At 63.8% G+C, this 22,894-nt stretch carries 19 protein-coding genes and 1 pseudogene; 10 read left to right on the top strand and 10 right to left on the bottom strand.

Translation table 11 applies throughout. The features are described 5' to 3' along the window. On the top strand, positions 1-1,506 hold a 1,506-nt coding region (locus tag VGH68_RS02280), incomplete at its 5' end, for an efflux transporter outer membrane subunit (protein ID WP_331601883.1). 211 nt (positions 1,507-1,717) lie between these two features. Here VGH68_RS02280 and VGH68_RS02285 read toward each other — a convergent pair. From VGH68_RS02285 to xylA, 6 genes are all read right to left on the bottom strand, one after another. Beyond that, complete coding sequence (locus VGH68_RS02285) at positions 1,718-2,173, bottom strand: (2Fe-2S)-binding protein (RefSeq protein WP_331601884.1); 456 nt, start codon at positions 2,171-2,173, stop codon at positions 1,718-1,720. A gap of 73 nt (positions 2,174-2,246) precedes the next feature. Continuing rightward, positions 2,247-4,517, bottom strand: a complete 2,271-nt coding sequence (locus VGH68_RS02290) for a xanthine dehydrogenase family protein molybdopterin-binding subunit (RefSeq protein ID WP_331601885.1) — start codon at positions 4,515-4,517, stop codon at positions 2,247-2,249. 273 nt (positions 4,518-4,790) lie between these two features. After that, the gene (locus tag VGH68_RS02295; protein ID WP_331601886.1) at positions 4,791-5,990 is read right to left on the bottom strand and encodes a sugar ABC transporter permease; all 1,200 of its coding nucleotides are present in this window, start codon (positions 5,988-5,990) and stop codon (positions 4,791-4,793) included. After that, entirely contained in the window at positions 5,987-7,546 is a 1,560-nt protein-coding gene (gene xylG / locus VGH68_RS02300) for a D-xylose ABC transporter ATP-binding protein (protein WP_331601887.1), read from the bottom strand. Before xylG ends, VGH68_RS02295 begins: the two co-directional genes overlap by 4 nt. A gap of 94 nt (positions 7,547-7,640) precedes the next feature. Continuing rightward, the gene (xylF, locus tag VGH68_RS02305) at positions 7,641-8,669 is read right to left on the bottom strand and encodes a D-xylose ABC transporter substrate-binding protein (RefSeq protein ID WP_331601888.1); all 1,029 of its coding nucleotides are present in this window, start codon (positions 8,667-8,669) and stop codon (positions 7,641-7,643) included. Between the two features lie 220 nt (positions 8,670-8,889). Next, positions 8,890-10,224 carry a xylose isomerase gene (xylA, locus tag VGH68_RS02310; protein ID WP_331601889.1) on the bottom strand — a complete coding sequence of 445 codons (1,335 nt, stop codon included), beginning with the start codon at positions 10,222-10,224 and terminating at the stop codon, positions 8,890-8,892. 274 nt (positions 10,225-10,498) lie between these two features. On the opposite strand from xylA, the gene VGH68_RS02315 reads away from it, so the two are divergent. The 3 genes from VGH68_RS02315 to VGH68_RS02325 all read left to right on the top strand — a co-directional run bounded on the left by VGH68_RS02315 (position 10,499) and on the right by VGH68_RS02325 (position 13,341). Further along, complete coding sequence (locus tag VGH68_RS02315) at positions 10,499-11,725, top strand: DNA-binding transcriptional regulator (RefSeq protein WP_331601890.1); 1,227 nt, start codon at positions 10,499-10,501, stop codon at positions 11,723-11,725. A gap of 44 nt (positions 11,726-11,769) precedes the next feature. Then, positions 11,770-12,855, top strand: a complete 1,086-nt coding sequence (locus tag VGH68_RS02320) for an aldose epimerase family protein (RefSeq protein ID WP_331601891.1) — start codon at positions 11,770-11,772, stop codon at positions 12,853-12,855. Between the two features lie 192 nt (positions 12,856-13,047). Beyond that, on the top strand, positions 13,048-13,341 hold the full coding sequence (locus VGH68_RS02325) for a DUF4148 domain-containing protein (protein ID WP_331601892.1): 294 nt from the start codon (positions 13,048-13,050) through the stop codon (positions 13,339-13,341). A gap of 176 nt (positions 13,342-13,517) precedes the next feature. Here VGH68_RS02325 and VGH68_RS02330 read toward each other — a convergent pair. Beyond that, positions 13,518-13,907, bottom strand: a pseudogene (locus tag VGH68_RS02330) (Lrp/AsnC family transcriptional regulator); the annotation flags it as partial. Positions 13,908-14,273: 366 nt separating this feature from the next. Between VGH68_RS02330 and VGH68_RS02335 the strand changes: the two are divergent. Continuing rightward, positions 14,274-15,095, top strand: coding sequence for an isocitrate lyase/phosphoenolpyruvate mutase family protein (locus tag VGH68_RS02335; protein WP_331601893.1), 822 nt, complete (start codon positions 14,274-14,276; stop codon positions 15,093-15,095). Positions 15,096-15,390: 295 nt separating this feature from the next. Next, on the top strand, positions 15,391-16,026 hold the full coding sequence (locus VGH68_RS02340) for an XRE family transcriptional regulator (protein WP_331601894.1): 636 nt from the start codon (positions 15,391-15,393) through the stop codon (positions 16,024-16,026). A gap of 128 nt (positions 16,027-16,154) precedes the next feature. Here VGH68_RS02340 and VGH68_RS02345 read toward each other — a convergent pair whose 3' ends face one another. Together VGH68_RS02345 and pcaQ are read right to left on the bottom strand one after the other, a co-directional pair. Beyond that, positions 16,155-17,288 (bottom strand): 4-hydroxyphenylpyruvate dioxygenase family protein, encoded by a 1,134-nt coding sequence (locus tag VGH68_RS02345; protein ID WP_331601895.1) that lies wholly within the window; start codon positions 17,286-17,288, stop codon positions 16,155-16,157. Between the two features lie 88 nt (positions 17,289-17,376). After that, positions 17,377-18,408, bottom strand: a complete 1,032-nt coding sequence (gene pcaQ / locus VGH68_RS02350) for a pca operon transcription factor PcaQ (RefSeq protein WP_331601896.1) — start codon at positions 18,406-18,408, stop codon at positions 17,377-17,379. 111 nt (positions 18,409-18,519) lie between these two features. Between pcaQ and pcaH the strand changes: the two genes are divergently transcribed. Both pcaH and pcaG read left to right on the top strand, forming a co-directional pair. Continuing rightward, a complete protein-coding gene (gene pcaH / locus VGH68_RS02355) occupies positions 18,520-19,224 on the top strand; it encodes a protocatechuate 3,4-dioxygenase subunit beta (protein ID WP_331601897.1) in 705 nt (234 codons plus the stop codon). A 3-nt stretch (positions 19,225-19,227) separates the two neighbouring features. Continuing rightward, positions 19,228-19,815 carry a protocatechuate 3,4-dioxygenase subunit alpha gene (gene pcaG, locus VGH68_RS02360; RefSeq protein ID WP_331601898.1) on the top strand — a complete coding sequence of 196 codons (588 nt, stop codon included), beginning with the start codon at positions 19,228-19,230 and terminating at the stop codon, positions 19,813-19,815. 281 nt (positions 19,816-20,096) lie between these two features. Here the strand turns inward: pcaG and VGH68_RS02365 are convergent, their stop codons facing one another. After that, on the bottom strand, positions 20,097-20,807 hold the full coding sequence (locus VGH68_RS02365) for a FadR/GntR family transcriptional regulator (protein ID WP_331601899.1): 711 nt from the start codon (positions 20,805-20,807) through the stop codon (positions 20,097-20,099). Positions 20,808-20,998: 191 nt separating this feature from the next. On the opposite strand from VGH68_RS02365, the gene VGH68_RS02370 reads away from it, so the two are divergent. Together VGH68_RS02370 and VGH68_RS02375 are read left to right on the top strand one after the other, a co-directional pair. Further along, positions 20,999-22,132, top strand: coding sequence for a mannitol dehydrogenase family protein (locus VGH68_RS02370; protein WP_331601900.1), 1,134 nt, complete (start codon positions 20,999-21,001; stop codon positions 22,130-22,132). A 176-nt stretch (positions 22,133-22,308) separates the two neighbouring features. After that, a partial coding sequence (locus VGH68_RS02375; protein WP_331601901.1) for an MFS transporter occupies positions 22,309-22,894 on the top strand: 586 nt, incomplete at its 3' end.

Here is a 22,894-nt window from a genome sequence, read left to right on the forward strand (position 1 = left end):
CTCGCGGTTGCGCTGAGTGGCTGCATCAACGTCGGCCCCGACTACACACTGCCGAAACAGGCGCTCGCCAATGCGCCGCTCGCGAACGGACCGATCGAAGGCGCCGATCCGACGCTGACATCGACCCTCAACCCGCCCACCGTCTGGTGGAAGCTCTACGACGATCCGGTGCTGAACAGTCTCGTCGACGAAGCACTGAAATCGAATACCGACCTGCGCGTCGCGGCCGCCAATCTCGCCCGCTCGCGCGAGGCGCTCGGCGTCGCCAACGCGCAGGGCGGCTTTTCCGGTAAAGCGTCAGTCGCGATCGAACGCGCGCAGGAATCGGCCGAACAGTACCTGCTGTTCGAGAAACTGCCGGTCGCAAACGAAGGCGACATGGGCATCAGCATCTCGTACGAATTCGACCTGTTCGGCAAGCTGCGGCGCGGCGTACAAGCGGCGCAGGCGGACGCCGAGGCTGTGGAGGCCGCCGGCGATCTCGCGCGCATCACCGTGGTCGCGGACGTGGTGCGCGCGTACGTCGAGCAATGCTCGTCCGCCGAGGAATTGCGCATCGCGCAGCAATCGCTGGCGCTGCAGAAGCAACGCGTCGACGTGTCGCGGCGGCTGCGCGACGCGGGACGTGCCAACCAGACCGAGGTGACGCGCGGCCAGACCCAGGTCGAAAATCTGACGGCGGATATCCCGCGCTACACCGCGCGCCGCAAGATCGCGCAGTACCAGCTTGCGGCGCTGCTCGCGCGCGCGCCGTCCAATCTGCCGCCGGCCGTGCTCGCTTGTGACCGGCTGCCGCAACTTCGTCAGCCGATTCCGATTGGCGACGGCGCCGCACTGCTCAGACGCCGCCCCGATATTCGCGAGGCCGAGCGTCAACTGGCGGCGGCGACCGCGCGCATCGGCGTCGCGACCGGCGCGCTGTATCCGACCGTGAGCATCGGCGCGTCGGCGGGCTACACCGGCATTCTCGAAGACATCGGCACCTCCCCCACCGCGCGCTGGGCGTTCGGCCCGCTGATCAGCTGGACCTTCCCGGCCAATGGCGCGCGTGGCCGCGTGCGTGAGGCGCAGGCGTCGAGCCAGGTCGCGCTCGCGAAGTTCGACGGCACGGTGCTGACCGCGCTGCGCGAAACCGAGACCAACCTCGCGACGTATGCGTCCGACTATGCGCGCACCGATTCACTGCGCGCGGCGCTGAAGTCGGCGACGCAATCGGCCGACGAAACGCACCAGCTATATCTCGCCGGGCGCGAGTCGTTCATCTCCGATCTCGACGCGACACGCACGCTGACGGCGGCGAAGTCGCAGCTCGCGGCGGCGGAGGGACAGGTGGCGCTCGATCAGGTGAATCTGTTCCTGTCGCTGGGCGGCGGCTGGGAGGCGGGCGGCCGGAGCGTTTCGGATGACGTGGCGAAGCCGGTGCCGGTGGCGGCTTCCGCCAGGACAGCGCCGCCGGCGGCACCGCCGACGGCGCCCGCAACGGCCACGGCCGTCAAAGCCCGCTGACAGGCTCTCGAATTATTTTTTCAACCTTTCTTTTTGCTTTCGTTTCGCGTTAAATACGTGACACCACTACACGTTACGGGGTTACGTATGTCGCCATTCATGCAAGGCGCAGTCACGTTGGGCGGATGCATCGGGATTTTCACGGCAGTGGTTGCCGTGGTGGAAATGCTGGCCAATTGAGCTGTTTTCAGGGGGCGCGCGAGTGTCGGCTCTAGCGCCCCTTCCCCGCCGCCAGATGAATCGCCGCCCGCACCCGCGGATACGTGCCGCAACGGCACACCACCGGCGTCATCGCCGTATCGATGTCGGCGTCGGTCGGATTCGGTTTTCGCTTCAGCAACGCGCAAGCCGCCATCAATTGAGCACTCTGGCAATACCCGCACTGCACCACGTCGAGTTCGGTCCATGCCGCCTTCAGCGCCTGCGCTTCGCTTCCCTGCAGGCCTTCGATCGTCGTAATCTTCTGCGCATGCAGTTGGGACATCGGTGTCCGACACGCGAAGCACGCGGCATCGTCCAGATGAATCGTGCACGCGCCGCAAATGCCGACGCCGCAGCCGAACTTCGTGCCGGTCATGCCGAGGTCGCAGCGCAGCACCCATAACAGCGGCATATCCGCTGCCGCTTCGACCTCGACCCTGCGTCCGTTGATGTTCAACACGCTCATCCCCGCCTCCTGAATCGCAATACTCAAATCAGGCCATTTACCGCACCACGTGTCGCCTCATCGCTTCATCGCTTCACGCGAGCCACAGCGGCAATCTGCGCAGACGCTGCCCGGTCAGCGCGAACACCGCATTGGCCACGGCCGGCGCAATCGGCGGCACACCGGGTTCGCCGACACCTTGCGGATGCAACTGACTCGGCATGATGTCGACTTCGATCACCGGACACACGTCCATTCGCACGACCGGAAAATCGACGAAGTTCTGCTGCTGCACCACGCCTTTGATGATCGTGATCTCGTTTTGCAACGCGCTCGACAAACCGAACACGATGCCGCCTTCCATCTGCTGACGAATCAGATTCGGGTTCACCGGCAATCCGCAATCGATCACACACAGCACACGATGCACGCGAATCTGTTGCGTGGGCCCAATCGACACCTCGGCGACCTGCGCGACGACGCTGCCAAAAGCCTCGTGCAATGCGACCCCACGCGCGCATCGCGCGCCATCGGCAGCTGGCTTGAGCGGGCTTCCCCAAGCCGATATCGTCGCGACACGCTGCAGCACCGCGAGGTGCCGCGGATGCCGCGCGAGCAGCGCGGCGCGGAACGCAATCGGATCCTGCCCGGCCGCGACCGCCGCTTCGTCGGTGAAGCTCTCGGTAAAAAACGCCTGATGCGAGTGGCCGACCGAGCGCCAGAAGCCGATCGGCACCGGCAACTCGACGATCTTGTGCGACACACTCGCGGCGGGCCATTCGTACGGTTGATCGAACGCGCCTTCACAGGTGGTCTTGTCGATCGGAATGCGCGGCACGCCGTAGTAGCGCGCGAGCGATTCCGGCACGATCGCCTGCCCCGCCGACTTCGCGTGCCATGCGACCAGTTTGCCGTGCTCGTCGAAGCGCGCTTCCAGCCACGCCGCGCACGCGGGCCGGTAGAAGTCGTGGGTAAAATCCTGCGCGCGCGACCAGATGGTCTGCACCGGACGGCCGTCCGCCTCGCGCGCGATCATCGCCGCCTGAACGATGAAATCGAGTTCGAGGCGCCGTCCGAATGCGCCGCCGAGCAATTGCGTGCGCACGTCGACCTGGCCGGCGTCGATGTTGAGCGCCTTCGCGACGTGTTGGCGCGCGAGCGCGGGTATTTGCGTCGACACCCAGATCGTCGCCTTGCCGTCGCTGACCTGCGCGGTGCAGTTCAGCGGCTCGATCGCGCCATGCGCGAGATACGGCGCGTAGTACACAGCTTCGATCCTGCTGGCCGCGCGGCGCGTCGCGGCGTCGATATCGCCGCGCTGAAAGTACACGTGAGGGTGGGTATCGTCGAGCGCGCCGACGAGGCGTTGCTCCACGTCGGCGCTCGACAGCTCGGCCGCCGCGCCGTTGTGCCAGTCCGGTTTGATCGCCGCGACCGCGTTCATCGCGCGATAGGGGTTGTCCGCGATCACGGCCACCGCGCCGGTGCCGCCGGCATAGGGCGCGACGGCGAACGCCTTGATAAAGCCCGGCGTTTTGTGCACGGGCGTCACATCGAAATGCGCGACCGTGCCGCCGAGCACCGGGCACATCACAACGCTCGCGTACAGCAAACCGGCGGGCAGCACGTCGATGCCGAAGCGCGCGGTGCCGTCGATCTTCGACGCCGCTTCGATGCGGCGCACGGACTGGCCGATCAGCTTGAAATCGGCGGCCTGCTTCAACACCACTTTGCGCGGCGGCGACTGCCGTGCCGCCATCGCCGCCAGTTCGCCGAAGCTCGCCCTATGCTCCTTCGTGTGCATCACGTAACCCTTTTCCACCCGGCACTCGCTAACCGGCACATCCCATTGCTGCGCGGCCGCGCCGATCAACATCGCGCGCGCCGATGCGCCTGCCTCGCGCATCGGCGTCCACAAATCGTTCATGCTCGACGAGCCGCCCGTCATCATCGTGCCGAACTCGCGCACCGCCTTGCGCGTGATCCACACGACGCCTTGCCTGACGAAGCTGTCGTCGTCGGGGCGAAACGGCAGGTCGTCGACGATGTTCTGTACCACGTTGTAGATGTTGTCGATCGGCGCATCTTCGACGCGCACCTGCGACCAGTCGGCATCCAGTTCGTCGGCGAGCACCATCGCGAGGCCCGTATGAATGCCTTGGCCCATTTCGGCCTTGCACATGATGACCGTCACGCTGTTGTCCGCGGCGATCTTCACCCAGCCGTTCAGCGCGACCTGCGAGCCTTGCGTCGGCAGCGGCGTCGAGCCCACCAGACGTTGCCGCGGCGGCAGCACGGTCCAGCCGACCACCAGTGCGCCCACCGCGCAGGCGCCGCCGAGCAGGAAGGTTCTGCGCTTTAACATGGGATGGCTCGCTCGACTCGCACGGTGACGGAAACGGCGAAGGCGCCAAAACGCGAGACCGCGCTTTGGCGCAATAGTAATAAGACGAAAGGAATGTGTGCGACTTAAATGGCCGCGGTCAACCGGACATGCCGTGGGGCGGGGGAATGCGGGAGAAGGCCGCGGGCGCGCAAATCGTGGGGTGTTTCATTAACAGCGAAAAAAACGGGGTGGGCCGGCCCGCGCCGGCACACCCCCGGGGTTCCTGCTGCAATCAACGCAGACTCAGGTTGATTAGCGGCGGTTCGAACCCGACACCACGTCGATCCAAACGGCGAGCACGAGAATGCCGCCCTTCACGATCATCTGCCAGTACGCGTCGACGTCGAGCATCGACATGCCGTTGTCGAGGCTCGCCATCACCAGCGCGCCGATCAGCGCGCCGTACACGGTGCCGGAGCCGCCGCGCATCGACGTGCCGCCGATAAAGCACGCGGCAATCGCATCCAGTTCGCCCATCGAGCCCGCCGACGGCGAGCCGGCCGCGAGCCGCGCGGTGTTGACGATGCCGGCGAATGCGCACATCAACCCCATCAGCGCGAAGATCGCGAGCTTCACGCGGTCGGTGTTGACACCGGAGAGCCGCGTCGCTTCGAGGTTCGAACCGACCGCGTAGATGCGTCGCCCGAACACGGTCTGCGTCGCGATCCACGTGAAGATGCCCAGCAGTGCGAGCAGCAACAGCACCGGCACAGGAATGCCGCCGTAATGGTCGAGCGTCGCGACGAAACCCGCGAGAATCGCGCCCGCGCCGATTACCTTCGCGACGTCCTGCCAAAGCGGCACCACGCGCAACTGATAGCGCTGACGATTCGCGCGCTGGCGAATCGTCAGGAACGCGAGCAGCACGAACAGCACGACGGCGAGCGTGTCGCCGGCAACGCGCGGCAGGTAGCCCTGGCCGACGAACACGAAGCTGTCCGACACCGGTGCGATCGTCGAGCCGCCGGTCACGCCTAGCAGAATGCCGCGATACGCGAGCATGCCGCCGAGCCCGACGATAAACGACGGCACGCGCCGGTACGTCGACCACCAGCCGTTGAACATGCCGACCACCACGCCGAGCAGCAGCACGACCGGAATCGTCACGCCGATTGGCCAATGCCGGTTCACGTCCAGAATCGCCGCGACGCCGCCGAGCAGGCCGAGCAGCGAGCCGACCGACAGATCGATTTCGCCCGCGATGATCACGAACACCATCCCGCATGCGAGCATGCCGGTAATCGACATCTGCCGCAGCAGGTTCGACAGATTGCGCGGCGTGACGAACGCGCCGTGCGTGAGCACCGAAAAGAAAGTCCAGATCACCGCGACCGCAATCAGCAGCGCCAGAATCTTGTAGCGCGCGAACAGTTGCTGAATACGCTGGGTGCCGCCGAATGCGCCGCGCGGTACGGCATTGTCGGTGCGTTGAGAAGTCACGTCGGGGGTCATGCGGCACTCGCTGCAGTTGGGTTCGAAGATAGATGCACGGGGCGGATCGCGGCGCCGAGGATGTCCTCCTGCGTCAGGCCGTCGTTGACGAAGTTGCCGCGCAGCTCGCCCTCGCCGATCACCAGCACGCGATCGCTAATGCCGAGTACTTCCGGCAATTCGGACGACACCATCACGATCGACATGCCGCGCTGCGCCAATAGAAAGATCAGCTTGTAGATTTCGTATTTCGCGCCGACGTCGACGCCGCGCGTCGGCTCGTCGAGGATCAGCACTTTGGGATCGGTGAGCAGCATCCGCGTGAGCACGGCTTTCTGCTGATTGCCGCCCGACAGACTCGCGATCGACAGCATCGGGTTCGCGGCGCGCACGGAAAGGCGCTTCATCTCGGTGTGGATCGTGTCGAGTTCGGCCGCCGAATCGATGCGGCCAGCCGACGTGAAGCGCTGCAACACCGCCAGCGTGATGTTGTGGCCGACACTCAGCCCCGGCACGATGCCGTGACGCTTGCGGTCCTCGGGCACCATCGCGATGCCCGCGCGGATTGCATCGATCGGCGCGCGGATCTTCAGCGGCTTGCCGTCGAGCACGACGTTCGCCTCGCTGATGCCGGCATAGGCGCCGAAGATCGCCTGCATCAGTTCGGTTCGACCCGCGCCGACCAGCCCCGCAACACCGAGAATTTCACCGCGCCGCAGCGAGAACGACACGTCGTCCACGCGCTTGCGGCGCGGATTCGTCACGTCGAAACACGTGACGTTGCGCGCTTCGAAGACAACGTCGCCAATCGGATGCGGTTCGCGCGGGAACAGGTTCTTGATCTCGCGGCCCACCATCAGCGAAATGATGCGGTCCGTGGTGAGCGCGTGCATCGGCTCGGTCGCGACATGACGGCCGTCCCGAATCACGCTGATCGTGTCGCATACGGCCGCGACTTCGTCGAGCTTGTGCGAGATATACACGCAGGCAATGCCACGCCGTTTCAGATCGCGCACGATGTCGAGCAGAATCGCGATCTCGGACGAAGTCAGCGATGACGACGGTTCGTCGAGAATCAGCAGCTTCGCGCGCTTGTTCAGCGCCTTGGCGATTTCGATCAGCTGCTGATGACCGCCGCCGTAGTTCATCACCGGCTGCGCGGCGTTGATACCGCTAATGCCGAGTTCGCGCAGCAGTTCGTCCGCGCGCTGATACATCGCCGCGTAGTTCATGCGGCCGCCCGGCAACGTGATTTCGTTGCCGAGAAAGATGTTCTCCGCAACCGACAACTCCGGTACCAGCATCAGCTCCTGGTGAATGATGATGATGCCGTCGCGTTCCGTATCGCGGATGCTGGCGGCTTTGAGCGGCTCGCCTTCCCAGGTGATTTCGCCATCCCACGTGCCGTGCGGGTACACGCCGGAGAGCACTTTCATCAGCGTCGATTTGCCCGCGCCGTTTTCGCCGCACAGGCCCACGCATTCGCCCGGCGAAACGGTCAGGTCGATGCCGTCGAGCGCCTTCACGCCGGAAAAAGCCTTGACGATGCCGCGCATCGTCAGAAGAGGTTGCGTCATTCGGTATTGCCTCGCTGCAAGGTGGGCGGGCGGCCACGCTTCACCGGCATCATGGCCGGCAAGCGTGGGCACCGCACCGCGCCGGTGTTCCGTCTTATTTGCTCGCGAGCTGATCCTGCGTGTAGAAGCCGTCCTTCACGACCACGTCGATATTGGCCTTCGTCAGCTTGGTCGGCTGCAGCAGCACCGTATCGACCTTCTTCTTGCCGTTGTCGTATTGCGCGTTGAATGCGGGCTTCTCGCCCTTCGCCAACGCGACCGACAACTTCGCCGCCTCGCCCGCGATCAGCTTCAGCGGCTTGTAGACCGTCATCGTCTGCGTGCCGGCCACCACGCGCTTAACGGCCGCGAGGTCGGCGTCCTGACCGGAGATCGGTACCTTGCCCGCGAGGTTCTGCGCGGCCAGCGCCTGAATGGCACCGCCAGCGGTGCCATCGTTCGACGCGACGACGGCGTCGATCTTGTTGTTGTTCGCGGTCAGCGCGTCTTCCATGATGCGCAGCGCGGTCGAGGCGCTCCATTCCGGCACCCACTGCTGGCCGACCACCTTGATGTCGCCCTTGTCGATCGCCGGTTGCAGCACCTTCAGCTGGCCGCGGCGCAACATTTTCGCGTTGTTGTCGGTCGGCGCGCCACCGAGCAGGAAGTAGTTGCCCTTCGGCCGCACGTCATACACGCCCTGGGCCTGCATTTCACCGACCTTCTCGTTGTCGAACGAGATATACGCGTCGATATCCGCATCGAGAATCAGACGGTCATACGACACGACCTTAATGCCCGCTTTCTTCGCTTCGGCCACGACGTTGCCGAGCGTCTTCGAATTGAACGGCACGATCACGATCACGTCGACACCGCGCGAGATCAGGTTTTCGATTTGCGAGATCTGACGCTCTTCGCTCGCGTCGGCCGATTGCACCGATACTTTCGCGCCGAGCTTCTCTGCTGCCGCGACGAAATAGTCGCGATCGCGCGACCAGCGCTCGACGCGCAGGTCGTCGATACAGAAGCCGATTTCCGGATGTTCCTTGCTCGCATGCGCGAGCGGCGCGGCAAGCGAAAGGCTGGCGAGTACCGCGCCGCACAGCAGCGAACCCAGTACGTTACGACGCATTGCGAATTTCATTTCAGTCTCCTGATGTTGTGATTAGCCGGAATACCGGATGTGACGGTCTGCGCTGCGAGCCCAGACGCGGACAAGCGACAACCCGACGCTACCTGGTTCACGCGGTCAGCGTGGCCGCGAGATCTTTATGTGAAGTTCTCCACTACTTTCGTTGCGCGCTTTTATTCGCGTGCAACTCGCATCTGCATCCGCATTTGCGTTACATGCGCATCGAGCGACGTTACCGTGCGCTTGAACGTCCGCTATAAATCGCCTGATTCACGATGTTTTCCATCTTCTCCTGCTGTCCGCTTGCGTGCTGCGGATCGAGTCCGCGCGTCAACGCATCCGCCGCGAGGGTCGACAGCGAATAGCCGCCCGACAGAATCTTGCGGCCGAAGTCCGTGTCCCAGCCCGCGTAACGCTGGCGCTTGAACTGTTCGAGACGCTCGTTTTCGATCAGCACCGCCGCGCGTTCGAGGCCGAGCGCGAGATTGTCGATCGCGCCGATATGGCCATGAAACAGGTCTTCCGCATCGACGCTCTGGCGCCGCACTTTGGAATCGAAGTTCATCCCGCCGGTGGTGAAGCCGCCGTGCCGCAGGATCTCGTACAACGCGAGCGTCAGTTCCTCGACGCTGTTCGGGAATTGATCGGTATCCCAGCCGTTTTGCGGATCGCCGCGGTTCGCATCGACGCTGCCGAAAATGCCGAGCGCAAATGCTGTCGCGATCTCGTGCTGGAACGAGTGGCCGGCGAGCGTCGCGTGATTCGCCTCGATGTTCACGCGAATCTCTTTGTCTAGCCCGTGTTGCAGAAGAAAGCCATGCACGGTCGCGACGTCGTAGTCGTATTGATGCTTGGTCGGCTCCTGGGGCTTCGGCTCGATCAGCAACGTGCCCTTGAAGCCGATCTTGTGCGCGTGATCGACCACCATGTGAAGGAAGCGCGCAAACTGTTCGCGTTCGCGCACGAGGTCGGTATTGAGCAGCGTGTCGTAGCCCTCGCGGCCGCCCCACAGCACATAGTTTTCGCCACCGAGCCGCAACGTCGCCTCGAGTGCATGGCGCACCTGGGTTGCGGCAAACGCGAAGACCTCGGGGTTCGGATTGGTCGCGGCGCCGGCCGCGTAGCGCGGATGCGAGAACAGATTCGCGGTACCCCACAACAGCTTGACGCCGGTATCCTGCTGTTTGCGCGCGAGATAATCGGACACGCGCAGGAAGTTCTCGCTGTACTCTCTTATGCTGGCGCCTTCGGGCGCGACGTCGGTATCGTGGAACGTGTAGTACGGCGTGCCCAGCTTCGAGAAGAATTCGAAGGCCGCATCGGCCTTTTGCAGCGCTCGCTCCATCGGGTCGCCCGGTTGCTGCCATGGGCGTTGGAACGTGCGCTGACCGAAGATATCGACGCCGGGCCATACGAAGGTGTGCCAGTAGCAGACCGCGATGCGCAGATGTTCTTCGAGCGTCTTGCCGAACACCCGCCTGCTTTTGTCGTAATGGCGGTACGCGAGCGGGTTGTCCGATTGCGGGCCTTCATAACGGATCTCGGCAATGTGTTCGAAGTAAGACATCAGCGTCTCCAGTTTTTTTGTTGCATCGCAACCCGCGCGACAGCGCCGCGCCAGCCGACGAGGTGACGCCATGCTGCCGTTTGCACGATGCGCCGGCAATTGCGAAATTGCGCAACCCGGTTGATGTTTCTTACCGCCCGCGCGTTTGTTTATCACCGTCGCGCGATTCCCGGGCCTAGAATAGCCAGACGCTTAAAAGCTGGCCGTCAACACGTGCCCAATAGTTAGGAGACGAACGCGCAGTGGAGCAGTCATCCATTCGCCGCTTACCGCTATGACCCGTCCGCAAGTACCCCAGACGACCCATCGGATCGCGCTGCTGTTCAATGCGAACAAGGTCTACGACCGTGAAATCATCACCGGCATCGGCAACTACCTGCTGTCGACCCGGGTGGCGTGGGATCTGTTTCTCGAAGAAGATTTTCGCTGCCGGCTCGTCGGCATTCAGCGTTTCGACGGTGACGGCATCATCGCGGATTTCGACGACCCGGCCGTCAACGAAGCACTGCGCGACTGTCCGCTGCCGGTGGTCGCGGTGGGTTCATCGTATGAGGACCCGACGCAGTACCCTCCGGATTTACCCTATATCGCAACCGACAACAGCAAGCTCGTGTCGCTCGCGTATACGCATCTGATCGGCGCGGGTCTGGAAAACTTCGCGCTGTACAGCCTGCCGCAGGCGCAAGAAAACCGCTGGGCACAGCAACGCGAACTCGCGTTCGCGCATTTGCGCGGCCAGGACGGACGCACTGCCGAACAGATCGACAGCGAGATCTATCGCGGTCTATCCACGAGCGCGCCGTCATGGAATCAGGCCATCGAGCAACTCACCACATGGCTGCGGCAGCTGCCGAAGCCGGTCGGCATCATCGCGGTAACGGATGCGCGCGCGCGGCATCTGCTGCAAGCGTGTCTGATCGCCGGTATTCCGGTGCCGGAGGAAGTCGCGATCATCGGCATCGACAACGATCCGCTCACGCGCACGCTGACGCGCATTCCGCTTTCGTCGGTGATTCAGGGCACCGAGGAAATGGGTCGCACCGCCGCGCACGTGCTGCATCAGATGCTGCACGGCGCGCGTTTTCCGGGGCGTCGCATTCTGGTACCGCCGGTCGGCATCAACGTGCTCGAATCGACGCGGCATCAACCGCTCGCCAGTCCGTACGTGATGCGGGCGCGGCATTTCATTCGCCAGTACGCGTGCCAGGGCATCCGCACCGAACAGGTGGCCGACTATGTGGGCGTATCACGTTCGTCGCTGGAGGAATACTTCCGGCGCGAGCGCCAGTGCACCGTGCATCAGGAAATCCTGCGCCATAAACTCGACGTCGCCAAGTCGCTACTCGCGAAGCGCGATGCATCGAGTGCGGAAGTGGCGATTCGTTGCGGCTTCACGTCGCTGCAATACATGTACGCGGTATTTCGTCGCGAGCTCGGCTGCACACCGCGCGAATATCAGGCGCGCGCGAGTACCCCGAAGCCGGCGAAAGCCGCTGGCTGAAGGGTCTTTTTCACCGCTGTTTCCTTTTTCTCTCGCACCGGCCAATGATCAGCATCGCACAACTTTCTTCCCAGCCATGGGGCGCGCTGCAAGGCGGCGATCGCGTCAGGCTCTATACGTTGCGTAACGCGCACGGCATGAAAGTCGCCATCAGCGACCTCGGCGCGACGCTGGTTTCATGGCACGCGCCGGATCGCGCCGGACGTCTCGGCGATATTCTGCTCGGCCATGACACGCCCGACGAATACGTCGCGGCGACAACCTACATGGGCGGGCTGGTCGGCCGCTGGGCGAATCGCATTGCCGACGCGCGCTTTTCGCTCGATGGCATCGAGTACACGCTCGACCGCAACGAAGGCTCGAACCTGCTGCACGGCGGCACGGTCGGCTTTCATCGCGCACTATGGGATGTCAGCGAGGACGACGGCACGTTGCTGATGCGGCTCGATTCACCCGAAGGCGACGCCGGTTTTCCGGGCAACGTAAGCGTGCAGGTGCGCTATTCGCTCGATGACGACGGCACGCTGACGATCGAATACGAAGCGATCACCGACGCGCCAACGCCGCTCAATCTGACGAGCCATCCGTACTTCAATCTGACCGGGCGCGCGGGTTCCGACATTCGCGGCCATGTACTGTCGATCGACGCGGACCGCTTTTTCGAAGTCGACGCCGCATTGATTCCGTGCAACCTGGCGGAGGTGACGGGCAACGCATTCGACTTCCGGCAAAGCGCGCCGATCGGTGCGCGGCTCGACTGGCCCCATGCGCAGCTCGCGGTAGCTGGTGGCTTCGATCATTGCTACGTGCTGCGCGACACGCAAATTGCCGACGCGAACCGGAGCACGTCGCCGCTGCGCGAGGTGGCGTGCGCATACGATCCGGGCAGCGGTCGCGAGCTGACCGTCTCCACAGATCAGCGCGGCTTGCAGTTCTACTCCGGTAATACACTGAACGGCAATGCGGGACGCGGTGGCGCTCGCTATCAACGGTATGCCGGTTTGTGCCTCGAAGCCGGCGGTTTTCCGAACGAAGTCAACATGGCCGAACAGGAACAGGTGATCGTGCGGCCCGGCGATACTTACCGCCAAGTGACCGCTTATCGGGTCGATGTACGCAAGGGCGTCTAACGTCTGTTTACGCGGGCTTTTCCGTTGCTTTACGAAAGCCGGCGCGTTGCGATTACAGCGCGCCGACTGGTTGTTTGCTGCAATACTGAATTAACGCCCTGGTCGTTTCCCTAAGCTTCGATGCTTCCTAGACTCCGTGGATGGGTGCCGCTGATACCGCGGCGCCGAAAGACATACCCGGAGGGAAACACCATGAAATCACTGATCCACGCGGTCGCGCTAGCGATCGCGATCGCCGCGCCGGTCTCGGCGTTTGCGCAATCCGAGCAGCCGGTCACGCGCGCGGAAGTCAAAGCACAAATCGAGCAGCTCGAACAGGCGGGCTATAACCCGGCGAGGGCAACCGACGCCACCTACCCCGCCGACATCCAGGCGGCCGAAGCGCGGGTATCCGCGCAGAACGCGATGGCCCAAGGCGGCAACACCGGCTATGGGATGCCGGCAGGCGGATCGTCTGAAGCGGGGCAGCATCCGGCGGATCATTAAACAAGTGGGGCGTAGCGAGTGCGCGGCCGGTATCAGCGGAACTCGCGCTACTTCGCCGGGCTGCGGGCAGACGGCTTTGACCACGCGATGGTTGCGCGGTGCGCGGCGCGGGCGAGTGCGAAAGCCACTGCCCCCGCATGACATGGCAAGCCGCCACATGCATCGCCACAGCAGTAAGCGGTCGCACTTGTGAGATCCAGCAGCGAGCCATCACGCTTTTGCATCGTGAGCACGATGCCTGAAGTGATCGACATCGTCGCCGCACGATGTAAATGATTCGTGACAGGGTTGCAGACGTGTTCGAGGCCGCGCGCGCACCGTCAGCAGGCTTCCTCAACGTCGGGCCGCATCGAGACGTGCACAAGCGCCTCGAATTCCACACCGATGCGTTTCGGCGCAATCGCGCATCCATAGCCCGCGATACAGCACTCGTCTTCAAGCAGCTTCACTTGCCGCATACACACTGACGGTAAGCGCGCGACCGCGTTCGTGAGGTGCTGCTTAGTAACGCGTCCATCGTTTTCGATCTGCCGGAGGATGCGCATATCGGTTCGATCGGGCGTCATATCGAACAATGCCTCGTGGCGAGCCATTGGATGTACAGGCGAGCTGCCGCCCGGCGCGCCAACAACCGACATCCCGACTTAAGGCCGGCTGGCGAAGTCGAACCCGCACGCGCTCGCGATTGCGCTCGCACCGCCCCGGATCAATGGACGTCAGTACAGCTTCTGCGCGCACATCTTTCAGCGATGCGAACCTCATCGAAATCGTCGCGTTGAGCGCCGCCTCACGCCAACGAATTTAATCAACAGGGCGTCCAATACGCACATAGACTTTCGTTGTGTGAATTTGCGACCTGCCGCCCCCGAATGCCCCAATCCCGCAGCATCAACGAAACAGCCACGCCCCTTTTCATCTCGAGGAGACACGCCATGCCCCGCACCGTCGCCGAAAAACGCGCCGCCTTCCGCGTACTGCACGCTTCCGGCTGTTTCGTGCTGCCGAATCCATGGGATGCAGGCAGCGCCCGTTATCTGCAGACGCTCGGCTTTCTGGCGCTCGCCACCACGAGCTCCGGCTTCGCATGGTCGACCGGACACGCGGATAACACGCTGCCGCGCGACTCGATCGTCGCGCATCTGCGCGCGATCGTCGACGCGACCGACCTCCCCATCAACGCCGACTTCGAAAACGGCTTCGGCCGCGATCCGGAAGGTGTCGCCGAGAGCGTGACGCTCGCGGTCGGAACCGGCGTCGCAGGGTTGTCCATCGAAGACTCGACTGGCGACGCTGCCGCACCGCTGTTTCCGATCGACGTCGCGGTCCGGCGGATCAGCGCGGCGCGGCGCGCGATCGACCAGAGCGGCGGCGACACATTGCTGGTCGGCCGCGCGGAAAACTTCGTCGCTGGCAAGCCCGATCTCGACGATGCGATCGCGCGTCTGAAGGCTTATGCGGCAGCGGGCGCCGACTGCCTGTACGCACCCGGCATCGAGACACGTGAACAGATCGAGGCGGTAGTCGCCGCCGTTGCGCCGAAGCCGGTCAATCTGCTGATCGGCTCGACGTCGAAGCTCACGTTGCAGGATGTCGCGGCACTCGGCGTACGGCGCGTCAGCGTCGGCGCTGGGCTTGCACGCGCGGCGTGGGGCGGCTTCATGCACGCCGCGCAAGCGCTAGCCGATGGCCGTTTCGACTTCAGCGGCGCGACGCCTGGCAAGGAGCTCGATGAGCTTTTTCGCCATGATGCTTAAAGCCGCGTAGGCGAAACGCCCCGCGTTCAGAGGCGTTCGCAACGTGCGTTGGTGGTCGGATCCTCGTCAGGTTTCCGATCAGAAAAGCGCGCGAACGCCTCGGTTGGTCGATCTCTATCGCCGCTGCCGGGTTCCACCTCCAACCACCGCGGCACAGCGCTTTCAGCTCGATCGACGCCCGCAGCGGTTCGTTCCCGCCGTCCGTGTCTGCCGAATCCGCCCGTCGCGCCAAATGTTATTATCGGAAACATCATCCGCCACGACAAAGCGCGTACTCGACCCGACAGCAAGCTCAATGGACACCCATCTGACCAAACCCGCCGACACGTCCACCACCGATCTCGGCCGGCGCGTGCGCGCCGCGCGTCAGGCGCAGGACTTGACGCTCGAGACCGCGAGCCGCCTGTGCGGTGTCTCCCGTTCGACGCTGTCCAAAGTCGAAAACGGGCTGATGTCCCCCACTTTCGATGTGCTGCAAAAAATCGTGCTGGGCCTGCAGATCGAAATCGGCGAACTGTTTGGTTCGACGCCGAAAGTCAGCGCGAGCGGCCGCCGCGCGCTGACCCGCAAAAACGAAGGCCAGAGGCATGCATATCGCGGCTATCAGATGGAATTGCTCGCCACTGACCTCGCGCACAAGGCGATGCTGCCGTTTCGCATCCGCATCTCCGCGCACACACTCGATGCGTTCGACGACTGGGGCCGCCACGAAGGCGAGGAATTCCTGTACGTGATCAGCGGTAGCGTGTGCCTCTATTCGGAGTTGTACGCGCCGACGCATCTGAACGCGGGCGACAGCCTGTATTTCGACAGCCGCACCGGCCATGCAGCGGTGTCGACCAGCGAGGAAGACGCCGAAGTGTTGTGGATGGCGACGAACGCGGACCTGCCGCCAACCCCGCCCATCGCAATCGATTCAGCGAAGAAATAGAGAGACGTTTGCGCGAATGCTTCTTTGCCAACGCATGTTCGGATAGTTGCTTCGGCAGTTCGTCTTTGCACACCGGCAAACGATCTGTTGCAAGACCTGTGAGCGGCACACCGGCGGCGATCTCCCAATCAGACTCGACCACCGTCGCGCGCGTGCGCGAGCGCGGCGAGGTTGCCTTCGCCGAAGCCGTGATGCCCCTGGCGCTGCACGATCTCGAAGAAGATCTCGCCCGAGCGGCGGCGCACGAAGGTCTGGAAAAACAGGAGCGGCACGCCGTCCGCGTCGATTTCGCCATCCACCAGCACATGCGTGCGCCGCAGCCGTTCGACATCGAGTCCATGGCCCGGCAAACGTGCATCGATTTGCTCGTAATAGCGCGCCGGCGGCTCGACGAATTCGACGCCGTTTGCCAGCAGCCGCTCGACGCACGAGAAGATATCGTCGGTGGCGAGCGCGATATGCTGCACGCCTTCGCCCGGATGATCGGGCAGGTAGTCGTGCATCAGGCTGGTCCGGCGCGTGCCTTCCTCATAAAGCGGCACGCGGATCGCGCCGCACGGCGACACCATCACACGCGATTCCGCCGATACGTGCCAGTTCGCGTGTAGTTCGTGAATCTCGCGGAAATTGAGCAGGTCGCGATAGAAGTCGATCCATTCCTGCATCCGGCCCGCGCCGACCGTCTGCGTCAGATGATCGACCGCGACCAGGCCGCTGCCCGCGTGCTTCAGATCGGCCTCCGCCGTGTCGATTTCGATTGGCCGGAAGTCGATGTCGAAGATCGAAATATCACCGAGACCGCCACGCTGGCCACCGCGTCCACGCCAGCGGTCGACGAAATAGATATGCGAGTCGCCGATGCCCTGGATTGCCGGAATCAGCAACTCCCCCGCGCCGATGCGCTCGCCCTCGAACTCCCACGCGCCCAGTTCCACCGCGCGCTCGAACGCGCGTTGCGCGTCGGCGACGCGAATCCCGATCGCGCAGATGCCGACGCCATACTCTTGCGCGTAGCGCGCGGCGAACGACTCGGGCTCCGCGTTGATCAGGAAATTCATCTCCCCTTGGCGATACAAGGTGACGTCCTTGCTGATATGGCGCGCGATCGCCTTGAAGCCGAGCCGCGTGAATACCTCGCCGAGGGCCCGTGGATCCTGCGCGGCAAACTCCGCGAATTCGAGCCCGGCCGTGCCGAGCGGATTGTGCTCGGGCGTCGACACGGCGCGCTGCGCGGCCTCGGGAGTGGGCAAGTCGCTCGGCATGGCAATCTCCTTGTACGGTCTTTTGGCGCGGCGGCCGGTCTGCCCGGATTTGGCGTAAGCGCGCCGGCCGCTCGCGATCAACTGCTTGCTAGGTACCCGCGCGTTCTTGCGCGGATCGCAGCGCACTCGTTTTCCCAACCCTGCTGCCCTTTTTACCGGCGCGGGTACTGACTTCCTTGGCCGACACGGCCGCCATCCTGTCACGCGAGACCTCGCGCACCGCCTCGATAAACGCGCGCCCGACCGCCGACGGTTGCGTATCCGAGCGGCGGATCAGGCCGACCGGCTCGCGAGTGCCCGCCGCCGGCAGCGGCAAGCGCACCAGCATGCCGTGCGCGAGCTCGTATTCAACCGCGCTGCGCGGCACGAACCACACGGCGCCGTTTTCGAGCGCCAGCGCGCGCCCGGTCGATACCGACAGCACCTCGACGAACGCCGACAGCGGCGGCACGCCCCACGCGCTCAGCAGACTCTCGGCCGACTGACGGATCAGTGTGCCGAACGGTGGTAAGACAATCGGGAATTGCTCGAGTGACGTGGCTGGCAAGCCCGGCCCTTGCGCAAGCGGATGCCCGGCCCGCACGACCGCAATGAGCGGCTCGGTGAACAGTTGCTCGAAGCTCAGCCCAACCATCCGCTCCGGGTCCGCGAGGCGGCCGATCGCAAATTCGATGGTGCCGGCTTTCAGGCGCTCGAGCAGGTCCGGGTTTGCGCCGGTCGCAAGCCGCACGATCACGCGCGGCCACTGCGCGGCGAACTGCCTGAGCACGGGCGGCACCAGCACCGCCGCGACAGTCGGCAGTACGCCGATTTCGAGCGTTGCGGCGGCCGCGCCTTCCGCGCGCGCCAGCAGATCGACGCCCTGGCGCAGCGCGCTCACGCAGGCGCTCGCGTGCGGCATGAACAGCTGCCCCTCGCGCGTCGGCGCCGCGCCGTGGCGGCCACGCTCGAACAGCTTCACGCCGAGAATGGCCTCCAGCTCGGCGACCGTTTTCGACACCGCCGGCTGCGTGATCGACAGGCTGCCCGCCGCCCGCTGGACGCTGCCGAACTGCGCGACGGCCAAAAAGCACTGGAGATGACGGAATTTGACGCGGCTATCCGCGAGGCTGCGTTGCATAACGACAGGTTATACGAAAAGAGCGAAAACGTCATTTTGCATAACCGTCGGCGTTCGATAAAGTGCCTGTCATAAGCACGCACCCTACGATTCCTCCAACGGAGACACCTCATGGAAGACGCTTCCCTCACCAGGCGCGAGTTCGCGTCGCATCCCCAGTACATCTATCCGCCGTACGGTTCGTCGGTCAAGCGCGGGCCGTCGCGTCCGCTGATTCCACTGAAGGAAAAGCTGCGCGACCAGCGCGTGCCGGTCTACGGCACCGAAGACCTCGGCGCGCTCGACCACGATCTGACGCGCAACTCGGCACGCAACGGCGAGCCGCTTGGCGAACGCATCATCGTGGCGGGCCGCGTGCTCGACGAAGGCGGCCGCCCGGTGCGCAACACGCTGGTCGAGATCTGGCAGGCCAACGCCGCCGGCCGCTATGTGCACAAAGCTGATCAGCACGATGCGCCGCTCGATCCGAACTTTCTCGGCGCGGGCCGCTGCATCACCGACAACGAAGGCCGCTATCGCTTTCTGACCATCAAGCCGGGCGCGTATCCGTGGGGCAACCATCCGAATGCATGGCGCCCGCAGCACATCCACTTCTCGCTATTCGGCGATCATTTCGGCTCGCGTCTCGTCACGCAGATGTACTTCCCCGGCGACCCGCTGCTCGCGTTCGACCCGATTTATCAGGGGACACCGGCGCGTGCGCGTGAGCGCATGGTGTCGACGTTCTCGCTCGATACGACGGAAGAAGCTTATGCGCTCGGCTACGATTTCGACATCGTGCTGCGCGGTCCGAACGAAACCCCGATGGAGCGCTAAGCCATGACGACTCTCAAGCAAACGCCTTCGCAAACCGTTGGCCCGTACTTCGCCTACGGTCTTTGCCCGCAGCAATACGATTTCGACTTCAAGAGCCTGTTCACGCATGTGCTGGCCGACATGGAGGCGGCCGGCGAGCACATCACCGTCGTCGGTCAGGTATTCGACGGCGACGGCAAGGTGGTCGGCGACGCGATGGTCGAGATGTCGCAGGTGGATTCGAACGGGCACTATCCTGAATCGCGCGAGGAAATCCTCAAAACCGGTTTCCGCGGCTTTGCTCGCGTCGGCACGGGCACCGATCCGCATAAGCGCTTTATCGTCGAGACGGTGAAGCCGGGCCGCGCGAATCCCGATGAAGCACCGCATATCAACGTGATCCTGACGATGCGCGGCATGCTGCTGCACACGTTCACGCGCATTTACTTCGACGACGAAGCGCAAGCGAACGAAACCGACGCGGTGCTGGCATCGGTGCCCGCCGAGCGGCGGGGCACGCTCATCGCGCGTCGCGATGCCGGTGCGGCCAATGTGTATCGCTTCGATATCCATATGCAGGGCGATAAGGAAACCGTGTTCTTCGACCTGTGAACCGAGGCGACAAAGCGGTTTCGTGCGGCGGCTCCCTAACGCGCTGTTAGCACTTTCATGCTGCTTTCACGCGAACCGCGCATGATCTGCCAAGCGACTCGATCGCGAAACTTCATGCAGCAACAGTTCAGCCCGCCTCGCGCGGGCTTTTTTTATTTCTGCTTTTGCGACGCTCGCGGGCACAACGGGCAAGCGTACGAAAGCCAACGGCCCCGTCCTCGCGACCATGGGTTCATGTCACGGCAAATCGGCATCGCCGGCGCAGGCGAGCATGGCGCCGGCTAGGTTGTCCGCTGACCACCGACAATCACCCGCTCCAACGACATCTTCAGGTGGCGCTGCATGGTCGCCTGCGCCTGAATTGCGTCGTGCGCTTCGAGCGCTTCGAGAATCATGCGATGTTCGTCGGGCACCGCGCCCCACGTGGTCTCGTTTTCGAAATGACCACGCAGCGTTGCCGAGAGCGGACTGTGGCGGGCATCGAAAAGCGAAGTGACGGTGCGCACGAGTACCTCGTTGCCGGACATTTGCGCGATCACGAGATGGAATGCGCGGTCGGAAGCGACTGGAATCCGTCCCCCTTCGACTTCACGTCGCATCTCGTTGTAGATCTCCCGCAGGATCTTCAGGTCCTTTGCTTTGCAAAACGGTGCGACGCTCGCGGCAATCGAGCCTTCTATCACGCAGCGCGCGCCCATGATGTCGAGCAGGCTGTCGCCGAGTTCGGCTTGCGACAGCGCCGCCGCGCCTTGGGCCTGCGTGGTCGCGCACAGATAGACGCCCGAGCCCATGCGAATTTCGACGAGCCCCTCCAGTTCGAGGGCGACCAGCGCTTCACGCACCGACGGCCGCGATACGCCGAGCGTTTCGGCAAGCGCGCGCTCGGGTGGCAAGCGCCCATTCGGCGCGAAATCCGGCTTTGCGATCAACTCACGCAATTTTTCCGCGATCTGCAGATAGAGGCGACGGGAGTCGGCAGGTTTGACTGACACAAACGTTTCCTGGCGATGGGGCTTCGACGAGCCCGGTGGGGCGAGTGCCGATTGTAGATCAAGCGCGCAGCGCGCAAACAGCGAACGCCGCGCGTCTCCGGGGTTTCCCGGAGCCCGTCAAAATTGGCTTGACCAATATACGATAGCCCTTTACTTTTGCCAACTGGTAAGGCCAGATGGAGTCACGAACGATGGGCAACCCGATTCTTCAATTCGGCACCAGCCGGTTTCTGCAGGCGCACGCCGATCTCTTCATCTCGGAAGCGCTTAAAGCGGGCCGCGCGCTGGGGCGAGTGACCGTGGTGCAGACCACGGCCAATCCCGAAAGCCTCGCGCGCATCGACGCACTGCGTGAGCGCGGGCATTACGAGGTGCGCATTCGCGGTGTGCGCCACGCAGCGGTAATCGATACGACGACGCAATGCGATGCGATCAGCGAGGCGCTGAATGCGAATACGGACTGGGCGGTAGTGGTCGAGCGCGTTACGCGCGACGCGCGCGTGGTGATGTCGAACACCGGCGACCGAGGCTACGAGTGTTTCGCCGAAGACACCGCGGAACTCCTGCGCGACAGTGCCCGCGTGCCGCGTGGTTTCGCGGCAAAACTGGTGGTTCTGCTTCATGCACGCTTTAACGCAGGCGCCGAACCGCTGACGCTGCTGCCCTGCGAGCTGGTGTCGAGTAATGGCGATACGCTGCGCGCGCTCGTCGCGAATATCGCGCGCGAGTGGGGAACCGGTTCCAGTTTCATCGACTATATCGAGCACACGTGCATCTGGGTGAACTCGCTCGTCGATCGCATCGTGTCAGAGCCGATCCAGCCGATCGGCGCCTACGCCGAACCGTATGCGCTATGGGCCATCGAGCGGCGCGCAGGGATGGTGCTGCCGTGCGAACACGAAGCGATGATCGTCACCGACGACCTTCTGCATTACGAGCGCCTGAAGCTGCTGTTGCTGAATCTCGGCCATACGTGGCTCGCGGAGCGCTGGCAGGCCGACGCGCGCCCGTTGGACGAAAACGTACTGCACGCGATGCGCGATCCGCTGCTGCGCGCCGATCTCGAATCGCTGTGGCGCGACGAAGTGCTGCCGGTCTTCGACGCGCTCGGCCAGGGCGACGGCGCGCGTGAGTATCTGGATGACGTGCGTGAGCGCTTCGAAAACCCGTTCCTCGATCACCGTCTGTCCGACATCGCCCGCAATCACGAGCAGAAGAAGCAGCGGCGTTTCAAGCCGGTGATCGATCTGGCGCGGGAACTGGGGCTGCATATCGAGCAGCCGCGTCTGAACGCGGCGCTCGCTTCGGGCACGCTCCAGCACTAGCGACTGCGCTCGAGCCGCGAAGATGGCGGCTTCGAGCGATCTGACAATAACAACTGAACAGAAAGCGCATTCGTCGGGTTCCCTGACAGAGTGCGCCGCGACAGAGTCCGCCTGACAGGCATCGTGGCGGACCAGCAGTCAATCACGACAGATGCCTGTATCGGAGGAGACATTTCATGAGAAAAATGCGTTGGGTGGTAATCCTGCTGTGCTTTCTTGCGATCGCCGTGAACTACATCGATCGCGCGAATCTCGCGGTCGCCGCGCCTCAAATCGAAAAGGCGCTCGGCATTGGGCCGGCCGAGATGGGCTTCATCCTGAGCGGCTTTTTCTGGACCTACGCGTTGATGCAAATGCCGTTCGGCTGGTTCGTCGACCGCGTCGGCGCGCGCATCGCGTTGCCGCTGGCCGTGGGCTGGTGGTCGGTATTTACCGCCGCGACCGCGCTGACGACCAGCGTCGCCGGGATGTTCGGCTGCCGGCTGCTGCTGGGCATCGGCGAGGCCGGTGCCTATCCGTCGTGCGCGAAGCTCGTGAGCCAATGGTTCCGGCCGGCGGAACGTGCGATCGCGACGAGCATCTTCGATAGTGGCTCGCGTGTCGGCTCCGCACTGTCGATCCCGGTCGTCGCGCTGATCATCGGCGCGCTCGGCTGGAAAGCGGCGTTTATCCTGACCGGTCTGCTCGGCGCGGTATGGATCGTCGGCTGGCTCGTGATCTACCGCAGCCCCGCGCACGCCGATATGACCGGTGCCGAAGACG

Origin of the sequence: Paraburkholderia sp. (assembly GCF_036488505.1) — a bacterium.
GTDB lineage: Bacteria > Pseudomonadota > Gammaproteobacteria > Burkholderiales > Burkholderiaceae > Paraburkholderia.